Origin of the sequence: Arthrobacter oryzae (assembly GCF_031454875.1) — a bacterium.
Classification (GTDB): Bacteria; Actinomycetota; Actinomycetes; order Actinomycetales; family Micrococcaceae; genus Arthrobacter; species Arthrobacter oryzae_D.
In genome coordinates, this window is the sequence record NZ_JAVDRQ010000003.1 from 117273 (window position 1) to 138072 (window position 20800).

The window sequence follows — 20800 nt, forward strand, 5'->3', positions numbered from 1 at the left end:
TACTCCCCCGTTCCAGTAAGGTGAGGCTGGCCTACGGTCACATCGGGGGCGGGTGGCGGGCGTACTACATCGCGTAGAATGCTTTGGTGCGATCTCCCGATTCTCCCGTCCTGTCCATCACAGGACTCATTAAGGATGTTGGCCCGCTGGCCTCCCTTGACGGCAAGATGCTCCGGGTGGTCAGCGGAGTCTCCCTCGCCGCCGAACGCGGGCAGGTCACCGCCCTGCTGGGAGCCAATGGCGCCGGTAAGACTACCACCATCGAATGCGCGCAGGGACTCCAGCGCCGGTCCGGGGGTTCGGTTTCCCTCTTGGGCCAGGACCCCGACACCGCAGGTGCTGAACTCCGTTCCCGCGTCGGCGTCATGCTCCAGGACGGCGGGCTGCCGCCGTCTGCCCGGCCGATTCCGTTGCTGAAGCACATCGCCGGAATGTACCGGGACCCTTGGCCCGTTGACGAGCTGATCGAGCGCCTGGGCATCGACACTTTCAGCCGGACCACGGTCCGGCGCCTTTCGGGCGGCCAGCGGCAGCGGCTGGCGCTTGCTGCAGCCCTCGCCGGAAACCCCGAGGTGCTGTTCCTCGACGAACCCAGTGCCGGCCTGGACCCGCAGTCGCGGCAGCTGGTGTTCGAACTGATTTCCGAACTGCGGAACGCTGGCATGGGAATCGTCCTGACAACCCACCTGATGGACGACGCCCAGCGGCTGGCCGACTATGTATACATCATCGACGCCGGCAGGAACGTCGCCGAAGGCACGGTGGCGCAGCTGCTGCAGCGGAACATCGGCACTGACTCCGCCCAGGAACACGTACGGACACTGCTCTTTGAGTCGCAGCCCGGCCTTGACTTCACGGGCGTCCTGCCCGCCGCCGTCGATATCCGGGAGGCGCGGGCCGGGAGCTACGCCGTCACCGGAGTGCTGACGCCGGAAGACCTGGCCGCGCTGACAGCCTGGTGGGCTGCGCACGGCATCATGCCCGGTTCCATGAGCCTGGAGGCACGGAGCCTGGAAGACGTATTTTTGGACATTTCCGGAAGGGAGATCCGATGAGCCGGGTTCTCGGCAGCGCTCCCGCCCCGCTGCTCCGCCGCATTCTGCTCCAGGGCAAATACGAAGCACTCACGATGCTGCGGAACGGGGAGCAGCTCATCCTCGCCATCGTCCTGCCCCTGATGGCCCTGGTGGGCCTGACAGTCACCCCGTTGCTGGACGGCCTCGGCGGAAGCCGCGTTGACGTTGCGGTACCGGGCATCCTCGCCCTGTGCGCCATGTCCACCGCCTTCACCGGCCAGGGCATCTCCACGGGCTTCGACCGCCGCTACGGAGTGCTGCGCTTCCTCTCCACAACTCCCCTGGGCCGGGCCGGACTGATCGCCGGCAAGATCCTGGCCGTTCTCGCCGTGCTCCTCCTCCAGGTCCTGGTGGTCGGCGCGGTGGCTTTCGTGCTGGGCTGGCAGCCGACGACGGCGGGCTGGGTCCCGGCGCTGGGGCTCCTGGTTTTGGGGGCGGCAGCTTTCACTGCCCTGGGGCTTCTGGTCGCAGGAACAGTCCGTCCGGAGGCGACTCTGGCGATCACCAACCTCCTGTGGATCCTGCTCGGTGCCCTGGGCGGCATTGTCATCCCCGCGGAACGTCTGCCCGGCCCCGCCCAGGGACTGGTCCACTTCCTGCCCTCCGGGGCGCTGGGTGAGGCCCTCCGGGATGCTTTCCTCGCAGGCACCCTCAATGGCGGCGCCACCCTAATCCTGCTTCTCTGGACGGCACTCGCCGGCGCAGCAGCCATCCGTTGGTTCAAGTGGAATTGAGAAAACCGTGAGTACGGCATCGCGCCTCCCCCAGATTCTCGGACGGATGACGTCCAAGCTCCCCGTAACGGTTGATGCGACCGTTCGCCGCCTGGCTGTCCTGTCGCTCATCGGGCAGACGGTGCTCGTTGTGACCGGCGGGGCCGTCCGCCTCACCGCGTCCGGACTCGGTTGCCCCACCTGGCCCCGCTGCACGGATGCATCCCTGGTCAATACCCCCGAAATGGGCATCCACGGCTTCATCGAATTCGGAAACCGGCTCCTGACGTTTGCCCTGGCGGCCATCGCGGCCCTCATGCTGGTCTACCTGTGGAACCTCCGCAGGGAGCGCAGGGACCTCTTCCTCCTGGCTTTGGGGTTGCTGGCGAGCATTCCGGCGCAGGCCGTCATCGGCGGCATCACGGTGCTCACTCAGCTGAACCCGTGGGTGGTGGGGCTCCACTTCCTCGTCTCGATGGCCCTGGTTGTGTTCGCCACCCTGCTGGTCAACCGGGCTTACGGCCGGACGGGTCGTTTCCGCACCGTCGGGCTTGACGCTCTGCCGGGCGCCGCCCGGCCGGTGATGGCCGCCGTCGCGCTCTTTTCCGCACTGGCTGTGACCCTCGGAGTGGTGGTCACCGGCGCCGGCCCGCACGCCGGCGATGCCGATGCCCCGAGGAATGGGCTGGACTGGGACCTCTTCTCGCATATCCACGCCGTGCCCGCTTACCTGGTAACGGCCGGCGCCCTCTTCGGCGTGTTCCTCGTGTTCCGCGACCGGATCAGGGGCCCGTTCCGCACCGCCGTCCTGTTGCTGCTGGGAGTCACGCTGCTGCAGGCCGTGATCGGTTTCACCCAGTACTACAACGGCATCCCCGCGCTGCTGGTGGGGACCCACATGCTGGGAGCCGCGCTGCTGATGAGCGCAGCCACCAACGCCGCCGACGTCGCACGGTTCAGCCCTGTTAAGTAGGCGCGTTAAGTAAGCGCGCGTTAAGTAAGCGCGCGGCCGCGAAGCAAGACGCGGCCGCGAGGTAGGACCGTTCCGTCAACTAATACAGCCCCGACCCACGCACCCCGGCCCGCAGTTCAGAGGGACCGGGGTGCTTCGCTTTGCGGGCCGACGCTCTCGCAGATCCCGGGGGCTTTTCCCCGACGCTCTCGCAGATCCCGCACGCTTTCGGCCGGCGCTCTCGCAGACCCTGCGATTAAAGGGCAACGCTCCTTCACAAGGTGTGAAGGAGCGTTGCCCGATTCGTTGCGAAAGCTGAGAGAGCGTTGGCGGTTTTACCGCCGGAAGTGAGAGAGCGTCCTGAGGGGCGGTTGGTGCTAGCCCATGATGGCCGAGCCCACGAAGGGATCAACAGCCAGGGCGATGAAGAGCAGGGTGAGGTAGCTGATGGAGCCGTGGAAGACCTTCATGGCGCCCTTGTTGGAGACGTCGCCACCCTGCGCCCGGTTGTAGAGGGCATGTGATTCGTACAGGAACCAGGCGCCGGCCAGGACGGCCGTGACCGTGTAGACCCAGCCCGCGCCGCCCGCGGGTACCAGCAGCAGCGAGCACGCCACCATGGCCCACGCGTAGAGGACCACCTGGACGGAGACGACCTTCGCGCCGGCGATCGCACCCAGCATCGGCACGTTGGCGTTCCGGTAGTCCTCGCCGTAGCGCATGGACAGCGGCCAGTAGTGCGGCGGGGTCCAGAGGAAGATCACCATGAACAGCACAATGGCCGGCCATTCAACCGTGTTGGTGACCGCAGCCCATGCGATCAGCACGGGGAAGCATCCTGCCGCTCCGCCCCAGACAATGTTCTGGGCCGTGCGGCGCTTAAGGATCATGGTGTAAATGACCACGTAGAAGACGATGGCTCCGAGGCCGAGCCAGGCCGACAGCGGGTTCGCGCCAAACCAGAGGATGGCAATGGCGGCCGCCCCCAGCAGCCAGGAGAAGACGAGCGCTTCGCGCGGAGTGACCTCACCGGTAACGAGGGGTCGCTTTTCCGTGCGATGCATAAGTTTGTCGATGTCGCGGTCGATGTAGCAGTTGAACGCGCCGGCGCTGCCCGCGGCGAAGGCTCCGCCCACGAGGGTTGCCAGGATCAGCCCGATGGACGGGAATCCGCGTTCGGCGTAGATCATGGTGGGCAGCGTACTCACGAGGAGCAGCTCGATGACCCGCGGTTTCGTGAGGGCAAGGTACGCCTTGGCTTTGCGGGCTATCCCGATCTTTCCGGGGAGCCGGGAGGCGTTCAGCGGCGTATCTGTTGTGCTCACGGTGGCAGTCACTCTGTTCTGTCTGGCTGTTCAGTCCGGCTGGTTCTCGCAGCGGCGGGGGCCCAAAGCGGGCCCGCTCCCTCCGGCGGTGGCCTCCGAATATCATACCGTGGCTCTCCGGCCGCCAAAGCCTGCACAATTCCGGCAGGTTAACCGAAGCTCACAACCATAGCCGCGACGCGGTGATTCATATAAGAAAATTCAGTCCACTTAGTGAGATACACGCTGACCAGCCCTTGGAATGGGGCTAAGCTATCTGCAGATCAGCACGTAAGGAATGCCCATGGAATGCGCATTCCCGGAAACTCACACGCGACTGAATGATAGATCAACGTTTCAATGGTGAACGGCTGGTACACACCGCAGCGGCGCCATTGCGCGCCTCCGCTGCGGCCTGTCCGTACCACCTGCCGTCAGCACAGAGAGGGGCCCGGTTTTCGTGCCACATTTGGAAGAGCAAGAACTGTCATGGACCAGTTTGGACCAGCGCGCCGTTGACACGGTCCGCATTTTGGCCGCGGATTCGGTCGAAAAAGTAGGGAACGGTCACCCGGGCACCGCGATGAGCCTGGCCCCGGCCGCGTACCTTCTCTTCCAGAAGCTGATGCGCCATGACCCGAAGAACCCGGACTGGATCGGCCGCGACCGGTTCATCCTCTCCCCCGGCCACACGTCCCTGACGCTGTACATCCAGCTGTTCCTCTCCGGCTACGGCCTGGAACTGAATGACCTGAAAGCCCTGCGCACCTGGGGCTCGCTGACCCCGGGACACCCGGAGTACAAGCACACCGCCGGTGTGGAAATCACCACCGGCCCGCTGGGCCAGGGTCTGGCCTCCGCTGTCGGGTTCGCCTACTCCCAGCGCCGCCAGCGCGGCCTGTTCGACGCCGATGCTCCCGCCGGCGAGTCCCCGTTCGACCACACCATCTGGGTCATTGCCTCCGACGGCGACCTCCAGGAAGGCGTGACCTCCGAGGCTTCCTCGCTGGCCGGCCACCAGGAACTCGGCAACCTCGTGGTGGTCTACGACGAGAACCACATCTCCATCGAAGACGACACCGACATCGCGTTCACCGAAGATGTCCTCAAGCGCTACGAGGCCTACGGCTGGCATGTCCAGCGTGTGGACTGGACCAAGACCGGCGATTACAAGGAAGACGTGCAGGAACTGTACGCCGCCCTGCTCGCGGCGAAGGCCGAGACCTCCAAGCCCTCCATCGTGTCGCTGCGCACCATCATCGGCTACCCGGCCCCGAAGAAGCAGAACACCGGCAAGATCCACGGCTCCGCCCTGGGTGCCGAGGAAGTCGCCGCGCTGAAGAACGTGCTCGGCTTCGACCCCGCGAAGACCTTCGAGGTTGACCAGGACGTCCTGGCGCACGCCCGTGCAGTCGTGGACCGCGGTGCAGCCGCCCGCGCCGAATGGCAGGAAAGCTTCGAGGCATGGCAGTCCGGAAACCCGGAAGCCGCCGCCCTGCTGGAGCGTGTCGAGGCCCGCAAGCTTCCCGTGGAGCTCGACGGCGCCCTGCCGGTCTTCGAAGCCGGTAAGGACGTGTCCACCCGCGCCGCATCAGGCAAGGTCCTGAACGCCATCGGCCCGGTCATGCCCGAACTCTGGGGCGGCTCGGCCGACCTCGCCGAATCGAACAACACCACCATCGAAGGCTCCCCGTCGTTCGTGCCTGCCTCCAAGCAGACCGAAGCCTGGAAGGGCAACCCCTACGGCCGGGTGCTGCACTTCGGCATCCGCGAGCACGCCGCCGCCTCGATCGTGAACGGCATCGCCCTGCACGGGAAGACCCGCGCGTTCTCCGGCACGTTCCTGATCTTCTCCGACTACCAGCGCCCGGCCATCCGCCTCGGCGCCCTGATGGGTGTGCCGTCCCTGTATGTCTGGACGCACGACTCCATCGGCCTGGGCGAAGACGGCCCCACCCACCAGCCGGTGGAGCAGCTCGCCTCGCTCCGCGCCATCCCGGGCCTGGACGTTGTCCGCCCCGGCGACGCGAACGAGGTAGCCGCTGCCTGGAAGGTCATGCTGGAGAACCACGAGAACCCGGCCGGCATTGTGCTGACCCGCCAGAACATCCCGACCTACGCCCGCGGCGAAGGCGACGCCGAGGGCGACACCTTCGGTGCCGTGACCGGCGTCGCGAAGGGCGGCTACGTCCTGGCCGAAGCGTCCAAGGACGGCAAGACCGCCGAGGCCCAGGTCATCCTGATCGGCACCGGTTCCGAGGTCCAGCTGGCCGTGAACGCCCGCGAAGCCCTCCAGGCCGACGGCATCCCCACCCGTGTGGTGTCCATGCCGTGCGTGGAGTGGTTCAACAAGCAGGACGCCGCCTACCGCGACGCCGTCCTGCCCCCGGCCGTGAAGGCACGAGTTTCCGTGGAGGCCGGCCTGGCCCTGGGCTGGCGCGAATTCGTCGGCGACGCCGGCCGCTCCATCAGCCTGGAGCACTTCGGTGCTTCCGCCGATTACAAGCGCCTCTTCCAGGAATTCGGCATCACGGCAGAAGCAGTCGCCGCCGCGGCCAAGGAATCCCTCGCCGGCCTCTCCAACTGATCCACCCACGGTTCCGGGGGACCCCGGTCCCCCGGAACCCATGACTTCAAGGAGTTTGACATGACTACCCCCACACAGCAGCTCTCCGACGCCGGCGTCTCGATCTGGCTCGATGATCTTTCCCGCGGCCGCCTGGCCACCGGAACACTCCGGAAGCTGATCGAGGAGAAGAACGTCGTTGGTGTCACCACCAACCCGTCCATCTTCCACGCCGCCATCACCACCGGTCACGACTACGACGCCGTCATCGCCCGGGAAGCAGCAGCCGGCGCCACCGTCGAAGAGACCGTCTTCGAAATCACCACCACCGACGTGGCCGACGCCTGCGACCTGTTCGCCCCCGTCGCCGCGGCAACCAAGGGTGTTGACGGCCGCGTGTCCATCGAGGTGGACCCCCGCCTGGCCTGGGACACCGCCGGCACCATCGCCGAAGCCAAGCACCTGTACAAGAAGGTCGCCAAGGACAACGTCCTGATCAAGATCCCGGCAACCCTCGAAGGCCTCGAAGCCATCACGGCCACCCTGGCCGAGGGCATCAGCGTCAACGTAACCCTGATCTTCTCACTCGAACGCTACCGCGCCGTGATCAACGCCTTCCAGTCCGGCCTGGAGCAGGCCAAGGGCAACGGCCACGACCTGTCCAAGATCCACTCCGTCGCGTCGTTCTTCGTCTCCCGCGTGGACGCCGAAATCGACAAGCGCCTCGACGCCATCGGCACCGAGGAAGCCAAGGCCCTCAAGGGCAAGGCCGGCCTGGCCAACGCCCGCCTGGCCTACCAGGTCTACGAGGAGCTCTTCTCCACCGAACGCTGGGCACTGCTCGCCGAAGCCGGCGCGCTTCCCCAGCGCCCGCTCTGGGCCTCCACCGGCGTGAAGGACCCGGCCTACCCGGACACCCTCTACGTCACCGAACTCGTCGCACCCGGCGTGGTCAACACCATGCCGGAAAAGACCCTGGACGCCACGTTCGACCACGGCACCGTCACGGGCGACACCGTCACCGGCACCTACGCCGACGCCAACGCCACGCTCGACGCCCTGGAAGCGCTCGGCGTTTCCTACAACGACGTTGTGGCACTGCTCGAATCCGAGGGCCTGGACAAGTTCGTGGCCAGCTGGAAGGAACTCCTGGGCGACGTCGAAGGCGCCCTGGCCTCTGCACGGAAGGCTTCCTAACCCATCATGAGCACACTCAGCTATGACGCCAGCGGCGCAGCCCGCCAGGCACTTGAGCAGCACCTCCCCGCCCTGCTGGAAGACCGCGTCGCCACACGGATTTTCGCCAAGGACCATACCCTGTGGGGTCCGGACGCGGAGCAGGAATCCGCTATCCGGCTGGGCTGGGTCGAGGCGGCCACCGTCTCCCAGCCCCTGGTCAGCGACATCCTGGAACTCCGGGACGCGCTGAAGGCTGACGGCGTAACCCGCATCGTCCTCTGTGGGATGGGCGGCTCTTCGCTGGCGCCTGAAGTCATTGCGGGCACCGCTGGCGTCGAGCTGACTGTGCTTGACAGCACTGACCCCGAACAGGTCAGTGCCGCGCTGATGGACCGCCTTGCCGAAACAGCGATCGTTGTTTCCTCCAAGTCCGGCTCCACCGTGGAAACCGATTCGCAGCGCCGGATCTTCGAGCAGGCATTCACCGATGCCGGTGTCGACGCAAAGAGCCGCATCATCATCGTCACCGACCCGGGTTCGCCGCTTGACAAGGCATCCCGGGAGGCCGGCTACCGTGCCGTCTTCAACGCCGACCCCAACGTCGGCGGCCGGTTCTCGGCGCTGACCGCGTTCGGCCTGGTCCCCTGTGGCCTCGCCGGAGTGGACATCCAGGGTTTCCTGGATGAAGCCGAAGAAGCAGCCGAGATCCTCAACGAGGACGCCCCGGAGAACATCGGCCTTGCCCTTGGCACGGCCCTGGGCGGCACCAACCCGTTGCGCAACAAGATCGTCATCGCCGAGGACGGCTCCGGGATCGTCGGCTTCGCCGACTGGGCCGAGCAGCTCATCGCCGAATCCACCGGCAAGCTGGGCACCGGCGTACTGCCGGTCGTAGCCGGTCCGTCAGCACCGGAGGTCACCTCCGGCGCAGCCGACGTCCTGGTGGTGCGGCTGGTAGCAGCCGACGCCGACGACGTACAGCTGGGCGAAAACGAGGTCGCCATTGCCGGCGGCCTGGCAACCCAGATGATGGTGTGGGAATTCGCGACCGCAGTAGCCGGGCGGCTGCTGGGCATCAACCCCTACGACCAGCCCGACGTCGAGGCCGCCAAGGTGGCCGCCCGCGGCCTGCTGGACGCACAGCCGGAGCCCACCCCCGCCAATTTCGTGGACGGAGCCATTGAGGTCCGCGGCGGAGACTGGCTGGGCGACGCCTCCACCGCATCTTCTGCCGTGTCCGCACTGCTCGCACAGCTCGCTGATGACAGCTACCTCAGCGTCCAGGCTTACTTCGACCGGCTGGCGTACGCTCCGTTCGAAAGTGTCCGTGACCAGCTGGCCGCCGTCAGCGGACGCCCGGTGACCTTTGGCTGGGGCCCTCGCTTCCTCCACTCCACAGGCCAGTTCCACAAGGGCGGACCCGCTATCGGTGTCTTCCTGCAGGTGACGGCAGCCTCCGCCACGGACCTGTCCATCCCGGAGCGGCCGTTCACCTTCGGCGAGCTGATCTCTGCGCAGGCCGCCGGCGACGCCCAGGTTCTGAGCGATCACGGTCGTCCGGTCCTCCGCCTGCACCTGACGGACCGCGCCGCCGGCGTCAAGCAGCTGCAGGACGTCATTTCAGCGCTTGCCGGCCAGGCAGCATCCCACACTGAAAGCTAAGGCACCGAAGCAACCATGCCAGAAACTGAAAACGGCAGCAGGAAGTCAGCAGGGCGGGGCCGCAACCCGTTGAGGGATCCGCGGGACCGCCGGCTGAACCGCATCGCCGGCCCCTCTTCGCTGGTCCTCTTCGGGGTGACCGGCGACCTTGCCCGCAAGAAGCTCATGCCTGCCGTGTATGACTTGGCCAATCGTGGACTGCTGCCGCCGAGCTTCGCCCTGGTGGGCTTCGGCCGGCGGCAGTGGGACAACGAGGACTTCGCCGCCGAGGTGAAATCATCGGTCCAGGCGTACGCCCGTACCCCGTTCGACGAGGCGGTCTGGAACCAGCTGTCCGAGGGCATCCGCTTTGTCCAGGGCGAGTTCGACGACGACGATGCCTTTGAGCGGCTCGGCGACACGATCGATGAACTGGACGAGCAGCGCGGAACGCGCGGCAACCATGCCTTCTACCTTTCGATTCCGCCGAAGGCGTTCGAACAGGTCTGTCGCCAGCTGTCCAAGCACGGCCTGGCTCAGGCCGAGGGCGACAAGTGGCGCCGGGTGGTCATCGAGAAGCCGTTCGGGCACGACCTCGAGTCGGCCCGGCAGCTCAACGACATCGTGGAGTCTGTCTTTCCCCCGGACGCCGTTTTCCGGATCGACCATTACCTTGGCAAGGAAACGGTCCAGAACATCCTGGCCCTGCGCTTTGCCAACCAGCTGTTCGAACCGCTGTGGAATGCGAACTACGTGGACCACGTCCAGATCACCATGGCCGAGGACATCGGGACCGGCGGCCGCGCAGGGTACTACGACGGCGTGGGCGCTGCCCGCGATGTCATCCAGAACCACCTGCTCCAGCTCCTGGCGCTGACGGCTATGGAGGAACCCATTTCCTTTAACGCGGACGATCTCCGTGCCGAAAAGGAAAAGGTCCTGGCTGCGGTCAAGCTCCCGGACGATCTGTCCACCCACTCGGCCCGCGGGCAGTTCGCCGGCGGCTGGCAGGGCGGCGAGGAAGTCCAGGGATACCTGGAGGAAGAGGGCATTCCGGCCGACTCCACCACGGAAACCTACGCGGCCATCCGGGTGGACATCCACACCCGGCGGTGGTCCGGTGTGCCGTTCTACCTGCGCGCCGGCAAGCGCCTGGGCCGCCGCGTGACGGAAATTGCCGTGGTCTTCAAGCGCGCACCCAACCTTTTGTTCCGGGATCACGCCGACGACGACTTCGGGCAGAACGCAGTGGTGATCCGGGTGCAGCCGGACGAGGGTGCAACGATCCGCTTCGGCTCCAAGGTGCCCGGCACGCAGATGGAAGTCCGCGACGTGACCATGGACTTCGGCTACGGGCACTCGTTTACGGAGTCCAGCCCCGAAGCGTACGAACGGCTCATCCTGGACGTACTGCTGGGTGAACCGCCGCTGTTCCCGCGCCATGCGGAAGTGGAACTGTCCTGGAAGATCCTGGATCCCTTTGAAGACTACTGGGCCAGCCTCGGCGAACAGCCTGAGCCCTATGCGCCCGGAAGCTGGGGCCCCGCCTCCGCCGACGAGCTGCTTGCCCGCGACGGACGAACCTGGAGAAGGCCATGATCGTAGATCTTCCCGACACAACCACATCGAAAATATCCAAGAAGATCATGTCCCTGCGCGAGCAGGGCGGCGTGATCGCCCTTGGCCGGGTGCTGACACTCGTGGTGGTCACCAAGTCCGGGCTGGAAGAGGAGGCCATCGAAGCGGCCAACGACGCCAGCCGGGAACACCCCTGCCGGATCATCGTTCTGGCCGACGCCGGCGCCCAGGCACCCACACGGCTTGACGCCCAGATCCGTGTAGGCGGGGACGCCGGGGCCTCCGAGGTCATCGTGCTCCGCGGGTACGGGGAACTGGCCGAGGAAAGCGAATCCCTGGTCGCGGCCCTGCTGCTGCCCGACGCACCGATCGTGGCCTGGTGGCCGCACGGTGCACCCAAGAGCGCTTGCGAGACCTCCATCGGCCGGATCGCCCACCGCCGCATCACCGACTCGGCCAACGAGGAGGACCCGCAGCGTGCCCTGGATAACATCCGCAACACGTACAAGGCCGGCGACACCGACCTCGCCTGGACCCGCCTGACCAACTGGCGGATCCAGCTGGCCGCGGTGCTGGACCAGGTGGACTCCTCGCCCGTCACGGCAGTCGCCGTGGAAGGCGCCTCGGACTCCCCCAGCACCCTGCTCCTCGCAGCGTGGCTGACGCTGTCCCTGGACGCCCCCGTCACCATCGTGGCCGACCCGGCCGGCACCGGCATCCGCCGCGTCCGGCTGTCGCGTGCCAGCGGTGATGTCCAGCTGTTCCGTCCGGGGCTGTCCGTGGCTGAACTGACCCAGCCGGGCCAGCCGGCGCAGCGCATCTCGCTGCCGCGCCGCAGCCTCCGGGACTGCCTCGCTGAAGAACTGCGGCGTTTGGATCCCGACGAAGTCTTCGGTGAAGTGATTACTATTGGACTGCCCCGCACAAACCTAAGGAGTGTCCGTCCCAGTGAGCGCTGATCCCAGAGTAAGCATCCACCCTGACTCATCCGTACTGATGGCGGCCATCGCGGCGCGGCTCATCACCAAACTCGTGGACGTCCAGGACAAACACGGTGAGGCAACGGTGGTGCTTACAGGAGGCACTGTGGGCATCGGAACCCTCAAGGCGGTTGCTGACTCGGCAGCGGCGCCGGCCGTGAACTGGTCGAAGGTCAACTTCTGGTGGGGCGACGAACGCTTCGTTGGGAGCACCGACGATGACCGCAACACCCTCCAGGCCCACGAAGCCCTGCTCTCCCGCATCCCTGTGGACCCGGAACGGGTGCACCAGCCGGGCTCCACGGACGACTTCGACAGCCCGGAGGAGGCTGCGGCGGACTACGCGCGCCGCCTCGCCGAGGCCGCAGCCGCCGAGCACGCGGCCGACATGTCCGATGACCGACCGGAGGACCCGGGAGCACTGCCCCGGTTTGATGTGGTCCTGCTCGGTGTGGGTCCGGATGCCCACGTGGCCTCGCTCTTCCCGGAGCAGGCCGGTATCCGCGAAAAGGAACTCACCGTGGTGGGTGTGCGGAATTCGCCCAAGCCGCCCCCGGAACGGATTTCCCTGACCCTTCCCGCGATCAACACGGCCAGTGAAGTCTGGATGGTTGTTGCGGGTGAGGACAAGGCCGGTGCTGTGGGCCTGGCCTTGGCGGGGGCAAACCCTGTTCAGGTCCCGGCGGCAGGACCGACCGGACGCTCACGGACGCTGTGGCTGATCGATGAGAACGCCGCTTCAAGGGTTCCGGAGCAGCTAGTCCGTAAAGGTCCCGCGGGCTCTTAACCGTTCCAGCGCTCCAGCCAGTACGTCTTCGGCGTCCTGGCTGGAGCGTCGTTCTTTAACGTACTCAAGGTGACTTTTGTAGCCCTCATCGGGATGATGCGGGAGCTCCACCGGGGACTCATCGCGCGTCGCGGTGCCTCCGCAGCGGCGGCAGTCCCAGACGACCGGGATCTGGTCTTCCGGGAGCTTAATGAAAACGGGCCGCGTCTCGTGTCCTTTGGCGCACCAATAGGAGACACGAATACGCGGCAACTGTTCACCGACGACGTCGCTTGGCTGAATTTTGGGGCCTGACCCCTCCGTTACACCCACGCGGGTTCCCCGGAACCCTGAAGTAGCATGCACCATCGGGAACTCCTGGCTACTCGACTGACGGACTGTTGCAGGCAACAGCGCCAGTTTAGTTCGGAGTTCCCGACGGCGGCAGGGCCGTTAGTACCGGTCGTGTAAATTCCCGGGAAATTCCCGGCGCGGTTCTGTTTCCGGCAGGAACTGCTAGGAGTCCCCGCCTGAGGAAAAGCGCATCAGCAGGCCGAGGGCGATGATGACAACGCCCCAGGTGACGCCGAGGATGACAGTGAACCTGTTAAGGTTACGTTCTGCCACGCCCGACGAGCTGAGGCCCGAGCTCATGCCTCCGCCGAACATGTCCGACAGACCGCCGCCCCGTCCCTTATGGAGCAGGATGAGCAGCGTCAGCAGGAGGCTGGTGATGCCCAGGAGGATCTGCAGAATGACATGAAGAACGTCCACGACGGCCTTTCAGAAGTTGATGATTGCGGAGGTCAAGCCTGGTGTCCGGACTAGTCCGTCAGCAGGTGACTCTCGAACCTGACAATATTAGCAAACTCGGCGGGATCGAGGCTGGCGCCGCCCACCAACACGCCGTCCACGTCGGGCTCATCCAGGATGGCCGCCACGTTGTTGGCTTTGACCGAGCCGCCGTAGAGCAGACGGATCTTGGCAGCAACGTCTTCGCCGAACAGGGTGGTCAGTTCAGCGCGGATGGCCGCGCACATTTCCTGCGCATCCTCGGGGCCGGCCACTTCGCCGGTGCCGATGGCCCAGACGGGTTCGTAGGCAACCACGAGAGCGGCTGCCTCGTCGGAACCAAGGCCTTCGACGTCGGCGCGAAGCTGGTCCAGCGTGTGCTGGACGTGAGTGCCCGCCTGGCGGATTTCCAGGCCCTCGCCGACGCACAGCACCGGGGTGACACCGTGGCGGTACGCGGCTTTGACCTTGGCGTTCAGGACGTCGTCCGTCTCGTTGTGAATGGTGCGCCGTTCGCTGTGGCCCACCAGGACGTACTTGCAGCCCAGCTTATTCAGGAACTGGCCGGAGATGTCACCGGTGTAAGCGCCGGAATCGAACTGCGACAGATCCTGGCCGCCGTAGACGACCTCCAGCTCATCGCCCTGGACCAGGGTCTGGACGCCGCGAAGGTCTGTAAACGGGGGGAAAACAGCAACTTCAACGCGGCTGTAGTCGTGCTTGGCATCGGACAGGGTCCAGGCCAGCTTCTGCAGCAGCGTGATGCCCTGGACATGGTCCATGTTCATCTTCCAGTTGCCGGCAATGAGGGGCGTGCGGTCGAACTTGCCATTCGTTGACGTTGTCACGTGTTCTCCAAAAGGTGCTTGTCATGTGAAACAGCCGGCAGGGCGCCCGACTTTTCGTGCGGACGCCCTGCCGGCTGGAGGATCTAGCGGTCCAGGACGCTGAGGCCCGGCAGTTCCTTGCCTTCGAGGTACTCCAGGGAGGCGCCGCCACCGGTGGAGATGTGGCCGAACTGGTCGTCGGCGAACCCCAGGGTGCGGACAGCAGCTGCGGAATCGCCGCCGCCTACCACCGTGAAGGCATCCGCTTCGGTCAGTGCCTGGGCGATGGCACGGGTGCCGCCGGCAAAGGCTTCGAATTCGAAGACTCCCATGGGTCCGTTCCAGAACACGGTCTTGGCACCCTTGATCCGGTCCGCGAACGCCGCGGCCGACTCGGGTCCGATGTCCAGGCCGATGCCCTGCGCGCCAAAGCTGCTGCCTTCGATGGCGTCAGCCCTGACCGTCTCGTGGTCAGCATCAGCGGCAAACTTGGCTGCGACTTCAACATCCGTGGGCACGATGAACTCCGTGCCGGCGTCGGCCGCCCGCTTCAGGTAGTCCTGAACCACGGGGATCTGGTCTTCTTCGAGCAGGCTGCCGGCCACCTTGTGGCCAGCTGCAGCGAGGAAGGTGAACAGCATGCCGCCGCCCACCAGAATAGTGTCCGCCTTGCCGATCAGGTTGTCGATGACAGCGAGCTTGTCCGAGACCTTGGAGCCGCCGAGGACCACGACATAGGGCCGCTGGGTGTCTGTGGTGAGCTTGCGCAGCACCTCAACCTCGGTGTGGACAAGGTCGCCCTGGTAGGACGGCAGCCGGGTGGCGACGTCGTACACGCTGGCGTGCTTGCGGTGGACGGCGCCAAAGGCGTCGTCCACGTAGGCGCCGTTGTCGCCCGTCAGGGCAACCAGCTCATCCGCAAAGGCGCCGCGCTCGGCGTCGTCCTTGCTGGTTTCGCGGGCATCGAACCGGACGTTTTCAAGGACCAGCGCTTCGCCGTCCTGCAGCGAAGCGGCAAGCTCCTTCGCCGAGGCACCGACGGTGTCCCCGGCAAGGGTCACCTTGAAGGCGGCCAGCTCGGCCAGCCGCGTGGCGGCAGGCTTGAGGGAGTATTTTTCCTCCGGGGCGCCCTTGGGGCGTCCGAGGTGGGCTGTGACCAGCACGCGGGCACCGGCGTCCGTGAGCTTCGTCAGTACTGGCAGGGAGGCCTTGATACGGCCGTCGTCAGTCACTTCAGAGCCGTCGAGCGGCACATTCAGGTCACTTCTGACCAGAATGTACCGCCCGCGGACACCATCAGCGATCAGTTCGTTGAGGGTGTGGAATGTCATGTGTCTAACCCTAGCCCAGCTTGGATGCGACGAGCTCCGTGAGGTCGACGAGCCGGTTGGAGTAGCCCCATTCGTTGTCATACCAGGAAACAACCTTGACCTGGTTGCCAATGACCTTGGTCAGTCCTGAGTCGAAGATGGAGGAAGCGGGGTCGCCAACAATGTCCGAGGAGACGATCGGAGCGTCCGTGTAGGTCAGGATGCCCTGCAACGCGTCCGAATCGGCTGCCTTCTTCAGTGCGGCGTTGACTTCCTCGACGGTGGTCTCGCGGCCAACGGTGACCGTGAGGTCGGTGGCGGAGCCGGTGGGCACCGGTACGCGGATGGCATAGCCGTCCAGCTTGCCCTTGAGCTCCGGGAGTACCAGGCCGATGGCCTTGGCCGCACCGGTGGAGGTGGGGACCATGTTGATGGCGGCGGCGCGGGCGCGGCGGAGGTCGTTGTGCGGGCCGTCCTGCAGGTTCTGGTCGGCGGTGTAGGCGTGGACCGTGGTCATCAGGCCGCGTTCGATGCCGAATTCGTCGTTGATGACCTTGGCCAGGGGGCCGAGGCAGTTCGTGGTGCAGGAGGCGTTGGAGATGATGTTGTGGGCTGCGGGGTCGTACAGCTCGTGGTTCACGCCCATCACGATGGTGATGTCCTCGTCAGAGGCCGGGGCGGAGATCAGGACCTTCTTGGCGCCGGCGTCGATGTGCTTCTGCGCTGCGGCGGCCTTGGTGAAGAAGCCGGTGGACTCGATGACGATGTCAACGCCGAGCTCGCCCCACGGGAGGTTGGCGGGATCGCGCTCTGCCAAGACCTTGATGACGTTGCCGTTGACAACGATGTTGCCGTCCTTGACCTCAACGGTTTCGGTCAGGCGGCCGCCGACGGAGTCGTACTTGAGCAGGTGGGCCAGCGCTTCGGGGCTGGTGAGGTCGTTGACGGCAACGATCTCAAGGTCCGCACCCTGTGCAAGCGCAGCGCGGAAGTAGTTGCGGCCAATGCGGCCGAAGCCGTTGATACCAATACGGGTCGTCACTTTTTAGTCTCCTTGGTGCTTGAAGAAGCACAACTAGTTAAGCGGGCGTTCAAGCCAACTAACAGATCCCGCACGCCATTGGGCAGAGATGATTACCAGATCGGAGGGCGACCAGCCACATTGCTGAAGGCTAACCGCCTTCCGTGATCCATCTTACGTTTAAGAAGGTCCGCCCCCGCAAGTGCGGGGGCGGACCGTCCACGATTCGGCCCAAAACAGGCTAAATGTGAACTTTGTTACACGTGGATGTCTTCCACATCACACCTGAGCGGACCTGGCCGACGCAACTGGCCGAACGGAACTAAAGGGTAATGAGCCCTGTTGCGTTCTTGCGTGCACCGTCGAAGCGCTTGGCAACGTCGGCCCAGTTCACGATGTTCCAGAAAGCCTTGACGTAGTCGGCCTTGACGTTGACGTAGTCCAGGTAGAAGGCGTGCTCCCACATGTCGAGCATCAGCAGCGGGGTGGTGCCGAGCGCCACGTTGCCCTGCTGATCGTAGAGCTGCTCGATGACAAGGTTTCCACCGATGGGTTCGTAGGCCAGGAAGCCCCAGCCCGAACCCTGCAGGCCGAGTGCTGCGGCGCTGAACTGAGCGCGGAACGCGTCAAAGGAACCGAAGGCGTCGTCGATGGCTGCCGCCAGCTCACCCTCGGGCTTGTCCCCGCCGTCCGGGGACAGGTTGTTCCAGAATACGGAGTGGTTGACGTGGCCGCCGGTGTGGAAGGCAAGGTCCTTCGAAAGGCGGTTGATGTTGGCGAAGTCGCCCTTTTCGCGTGCCTCGGCCAGCTGCTTCAGCGCGTTGTTGGCGCCGGTCACATAGGCAGCGTGGTGCTTGCTGTGGTGCAGCTCCATGATGCGTGCGGAGATGTGGGGCTCCAGCGCTGCGTAGTCGTAGCTGAGTTCAGGCAGTACGTACTCGGTCACAAAATCCTCCAATGTCGTGGACAGGTTGTCCGGTTTGGTAACTCTCGGATTGTGCATCCGGATGACGGATCACCCGGAAATCTGTAGGGACGGGATCCAGCGCGGCTCCGGCCTTGGCTCCCAGGGGGCACAACCGCCGGTGACCGCGAGGTATTTCCGCCACCCGGTCTCGATTCTAGGGGCGCCGTTACTCGTCCAGCATTTCCGGCGTCACATTGGCCTCGGTCCCGGGAACGCCCAGGTCCAGGGCGCGTTTGTCGGCCATTGCCAGGAGCCGGCGGATCCTGCCGGCGATGGCGTCTTTGGTCATGGGCGGGTCAGCCAGCCGGCCAAGTTCGTCAAGGCTGGCCTGCTTGTGGGCCACCCGAAGCTCACCGGCATATTTGAGGTGGTCAGGGACATCGTCACCAAGGATTTCGAGGGCACGGTCCACGCGGGCGCCGGCGGCGACTGCGGCCTGGGCTGAACGGCGCAGGTTGGCGTCGTCGAAGTTGGCCAGTCTGTTGGCGGTGGCCCGCACTTCCTTGCGCATGCGGCGTTCCTCCCACACCATGAGCGCGTCATGGGCACCCATCCGGGTAAGGAGGGCGGCGATGGTGTCCCCGTCCCGGATGACCACGCGGTCCACTCCCCTGACCTCGCGCGCCTTGGCCTGGATGCCAAGCCGGCGGGCCGCGCCAACCAGGGCAAGGGCGGATTCCGGTCCCGGGCAGGTCACCTCCATGGCGGAGGACCTCCCCGGCTCGGTCAGGGACCCGTGGGCCAGGAAGGCGCCGCGCCACACGGCCTCGGCGTCGGCTGCCGAGCCGTTGACCACAGCCGACGGCAGGCCCCGCACGGGACGCCCGCGGGCGTCGAGCAGCCCGGTCTGGCGGGCCAGGGCTTCGCCGTCGCGCACCACCCGCACCACGTACCGGTTGCCCCGGCGAAGGCCGCCGCCGGAGACGACGATGATCTCGCTCTGGTGGCCGTAGACCTCGGCGATGGCTGCCCGCAGGCGGCGTGCCGTGGAGGCGAGATCGACCTCGGCCTCGATAACGATCCGGCCCGAGATAATGTGCAGGCCGCCGGCGAAGCGCAGCATTGCGGAGACTTCAGCCTTGCGGACCGAGGACTTCTTTATGTCCAGGCGGGACAGTTCTTCCTTGACTGATGATGTCAGTGCCATGGCACCTTCCTAACTGTTCCCGAAAATATCGTGGTACGCCGTTGCCAGACGCAGGGGGTCGTGGATCGGACGGCGGCTCGACGCCCCTACTTTACCCAACACCACCTCGGCACCGAGCATCCCCGCGGCCCGCTTGAACTCCTCCACGTCGGGTACGGACACCGGGTCCGCGAGCACGACGTCGACACTGAAGTCGGGCGCGTAGCTTCGCAGCACATTCAAGTGGTCGGCCGCGGACATCCCGGAAGTTTCCTTGGTGTCCGTGGCCAGGTTCATGGTCAGGCATCGTTTCGCCGGGGTGGCCGACAACGCCTGGCGCATTTCCGGCAGCAGGAGGTGCGGCAGCACCGACGTGTACCAGGAGCCCGGGCCGAGGATGACCCAGTCGGCCAGTTCGATGGCCGTCAGGGCTTCGGTGCAGGCCGGGGCCGACTCCGGCAGGAGCCGGACGCTCTCCAGGGAACCGGCCACCGCACATTTGGCCTGGCCCCGCACGGTCTCCACCGTGAAGCCTCCGTCCGGTCCCGGGATGCGGACATCGCCTTCGATGGTCAGCGGGACACTGGACATGGGAAGGACCTGCCCGCGGGCACCAAGGAGGGCACCCGCCCACTTCAGGCCGCCCACGGTATCGCCCAGCAGTTCCCAGAGGGTGACGATGAGCAGGTTGCCCATGGCGTGGTCGTCCAGGGAGCCGCCCCGGCCTTCTCCGGGCCGGAACCGGTGTTGCATGACGTCCCGCCAGGTCCTGCCCCAGTCGGTGTCGTCGCACAGGGCGGTGAGCGCCATCCGGAGGTCGCCGGGCGGGAGGACGCCGTACTCCTCGCGGAGCCGGCCGGAAGACCCGCCGTCGTCCGCAACGGTAACGATGGCGGTCAGCTCGGAGGTCAGCAGCCTCAGGGCTGACAGTGACGCTGACAGTCCGTGGCCGCCGCCGAGGGCGACGACGGACGGACCTTTGTCCAGCTGCCCGCCGCCGCTGGCCGGCGGTACCAAGGGCAGCGGTCCGGTAAGCAGTCCCATTATTCGCGGCCCAGGTCCCGATGGGTGGTGGTCACGGTGACGCGAGGATACTGTGCCAGCTTCTTGGACAGCTCCATGGCCACGGCCACAGAACGGTGCTTGCCTCCGGTGCACCCGACGGCAACTGTGGCATAGTGCTTGTTTTCCCGGCGGTAGCCGTCCAGGACAGGCTCAATGGCGAGTACGTAGCGGTCCACGAAGCTCTTGACGCCTTCGGCTTCCAGGACGTAATCGCTGACATCCTTGTCCAGGCCGGTGTGCGGGCGCAGCTGCGGAACCCAGTGCGGGTTCGGGATGAAGCGCGCATCGACCACAAAGTTCGCGTCCACCGGAAGCCCGTACTTAAAGCCGAAGCTCATGACGTTGAGCCGCAGGGCTACGGGGCCGGTTTCGCTGAAGAGTTCCGTGATGGCCGTGGCAAGGGCGTGAACGTTGAAGTCGGACGTGTCCAGAACGATGTCCGAGGAATCACGGAGTTCGTGCAGCAGTTCCCGCTCGGCGGCGATGCCGTCGAGGATCCTCCCGCCTTCCTGCAGGGGGTGCGGACGGCGGCCCTGCTCAAAGCGGCGCACCAGGACATGGTCGTTGGCGTCCAGGAACAGGACGCGGAACATCACGCCGCTTGCCTCAAGCGTTTTCAGCGCCGTGCGGATATCGGTAAAGAGGGCCTTGCTGCGGACATCCACCACCACCGCGAGCTTGGGAATGGACTGCGGGGCGTGGGACACCAGTTCGGCCAGCGTGCCGAGCATCTGCGGCGGAAGGTTTTCAACGACATACCAGCCATGGTCCTCGAGGGCGTCCGCGGCCGTACTCCGGCCTGCGCCGGACATCCCCGTCACCACGAGCAGCTCCGCTTCAACGGGCTTGACGGGCGTCATGCCGTCCTGTTCCGCTTCGGATCCTGCCGTTGACTCTGCCATGAGTAAAGCCCCATTCCTGCTATGTAATTCGACGC

Annotated in this window: 19 protein-coding genes; 9 read left to right on the forward strand and 10 right to left on the reverse strand. The window is 65.7% G+C overall.

Annotated features, from left to right (window positions below; translation table 11 throughout):
• Positions 1–86: 86 nt before the first annotated feature.
• Genes J2805_RS06400 through J2805_RS06410 form a run of 3 tightly spaced genes read left to right on the forward strand, consistent with a single transcriptional unit; the run spans position 87 to position 2762 of the window.
• Positions 87–1055: an ABC transporter ATP-binding protein gene (locus tag J2805_RS06400; RefSeq protein ID WP_309970945.1), complete on the forward strand. Its 969-nt coding sequence runs from the start codon at positions 87–89 to the stop codon at positions 1053–1055.
• A complete protein-coding gene (locus J2805_RS06405; RefSeq protein WP_309970949.1) occupies positions 1052–1810 on the forward strand; it encodes an ABC transporter permease in 759 nt (252 codons plus the stop codon). Before J2805_RS06400 ends, J2805_RS06405 begins: the two co-directional genes overlap by 4 nt.
• Positions 1811–1817: 7 nt before the next feature.
• Positions 1818–2762, forward strand: coding sequence for a COX15/CtaA family protein (locus J2805_RS06410; protein ID WP_309970951.1), 945 nt, complete (start codon positions 1818–1820; stop codon positions 2760–2762).
• A gap of 356 nt (positions 2763–3118) precedes the next feature.
• On the opposite strand, the gene J2805_RS06415 is transcribed toward J2805_RS06410, so the two are convergent.
• Positions 3119–4078, reverse strand: coding sequence for a heme o synthase (locus tag J2805_RS06415; protein ID WP_307047152.1), 960 nt, complete (start codon positions 4076–4078; stop codon positions 3119–3121).
• Positions 4079–4514: 436 nt separating this feature from the next.
• Between J2805_RS06415 and tkt the strand changes: the two genes are divergently transcribed.
• Genes tkt through pgl form a run of 6 tightly spaced genes read left to right on the forward strand, consistent with a single transcriptional unit; the run spans position 4515 to position 12776 of the window.
• Entirely contained in the window at positions 4515–6632 is a 2118-nt protein-coding gene (gene tkt, locus J2805_RS06420; RefSeq protein WP_309974848.1) for a transketolase, read from the forward strand.
• A gap of 60 nt (positions 6633–6692) precedes the next feature.
• Positions 6693–7808 carry a transaldolase gene (tal, locus tag J2805_RS06425; RefSeq protein WP_309970956.1) on the forward strand — a complete coding sequence of 372 codons (1116 nt, stop codon included), beginning with the start codon at positions 6693–6695 and terminating at the stop codon, positions 7806–7808.
• A gap of 6 nt (positions 7809–7814) precedes the next feature.
• Complete coding sequence (locus J2805_RS06430) at positions 7815–9452, forward strand: glucose-6-phosphate isomerase (RefSeq protein ID WP_309970958.1); 1638 nt, start codon at positions 7815–7817, stop codon at positions 9450–9452.
• Between the two features lie 15 nt (positions 9453–9467).
• Positions 9468–11030 carry a glucose-6-phosphate dehydrogenase gene (gene zwf, locus J2805_RS06435; RefSeq protein ID WP_309970961.1) on the forward strand — a complete coding sequence of 521 codons (1563 nt, stop codon included), beginning with the start codon at positions 9468–9470 and terminating at the stop codon, positions 11028–11030.
• Complete coding sequence (locus tag J2805_RS06440) at positions 11027–11968, forward strand: glucose-6-phosphate dehydrogenase assembly protein OpcA (RefSeq protein ID WP_309970964.1); 942 nt, start codon at positions 11027–11029, stop codon at positions 11966–11968. Before zwf ends, J2805_RS06440 begins: the two co-directional genes overlap by 4 nt.
• Positions 11958–12776 (forward strand): 6-phosphogluconolactonase, encoded by an 819-nt coding sequence (gene pgl / locus J2805_RS06445; protein ID WP_309970965.1) that lies wholly within the window; start codon positions 11958–11960, stop codon positions 12774–12776. The genes J2805_RS06440 and pgl overlap by 11 nt, the downstream gene beginning before the upstream one ends.
• Here pgl and J2805_RS06450 read toward each other — a convergent pair.
• The 9 genes from J2805_RS06450 to rapZ all read right to left on the reverse strand — a co-directional run bounded on the left by J2805_RS06450 (position 12747) and on the right by rapZ (position 20765).
• Positions 12747–13124 carry an RNA polymerase-binding protein RbpA gene (locus J2805_RS06450; protein WP_309974850.1) on the reverse strand — a complete coding sequence of 126 codons (378 nt, stop codon included), beginning with the start codon at positions 13122–13124 and terminating at the stop codon, positions 12747–12749. The two genes, pgl and J2805_RS06450, sit on opposite strands and share 30 nt — an antisense overlap.
• A gap of 147 nt (positions 13125–13271) precedes the next feature.
• Positions 13272–13529, reverse strand: a complete 258-nt coding sequence (gene secG / locus J2805_RS06455; RefSeq protein WP_309970967.1) for a preprotein translocase subunit SecG — start codon at positions 13527–13529, stop codon at positions 13272–13274.
• Positions 13530–13579: 50 nt separating this feature from the next.
• Positions 13580–14395 (reverse strand): triose-phosphate isomerase, encoded by an 816-nt coding sequence (tpiA, locus tag J2805_RS06460; protein ID WP_309970969.1) that lies wholly within the window; start codon positions 14393–14395, stop codon positions 13580–13582.
• 83 nt (positions 14396–14478) lie between these two features.
• The gene (locus J2805_RS06465) at positions 14479–15705 is read right to left on the reverse strand and encodes a phosphoglycerate kinase (RefSeq protein ID WP_309970971.1); all 1227 of its coding nucleotides are present in this window, start codon (positions 15703–15705) and stop codon (positions 14479–14481) included.
• Positions 15706–15715: 10 nt separating this feature from the next.
• The gene (gene gap / locus J2805_RS06470) at positions 15716–16726 is read right to left on the reverse strand and encodes a type I glyceraldehyde-3-phosphate dehydrogenase (protein ID WP_309970974.1); all 1011 of its coding nucleotides are present in this window, start codon (positions 16724–16726) and stop codon (positions 15716–15718) included.
• Between the two features lie 301 nt (positions 16727–17027).
• Positions 17028–17651, reverse strand: coding sequence for a superoxide dismutase (locus J2805_RS06475; RefSeq protein WP_309970978.1), 624 nt, complete (start codon positions 17649–17651; stop codon positions 17028–17030).
• Positions 17652–17838: 187 nt separating this feature from the next.
• Entirely contained in the window at positions 17839–18819 is a 981-nt protein-coding gene (gene whiA / locus J2805_RS06480) for a DNA-binding protein WhiA (protein WP_309970981.1), read from the reverse strand.
• A gap of 9 nt (positions 18820–18828) precedes the next feature.
• Positions 18829–19842, reverse strand: a complete 1014-nt coding sequence (locus tag J2805_RS06485; RefSeq protein WP_309970984.1) for a gluconeogenesis factor YvcK family protein — start codon at positions 19840–19842, stop codon at positions 18829–18831.
• Entirely contained in the window at positions 19842–20765 is a 924-nt protein-coding gene (gene rapZ, locus J2805_RS06490; RefSeq protein ID WP_309970987.1) for an RNase adapter RapZ, read from the reverse strand. The genes J2805_RS06485 and rapZ overlap by 1 nt, the downstream gene beginning before the upstream one ends.
• Positions 20766–20800 lie beyond the last annotated feature (35 nt).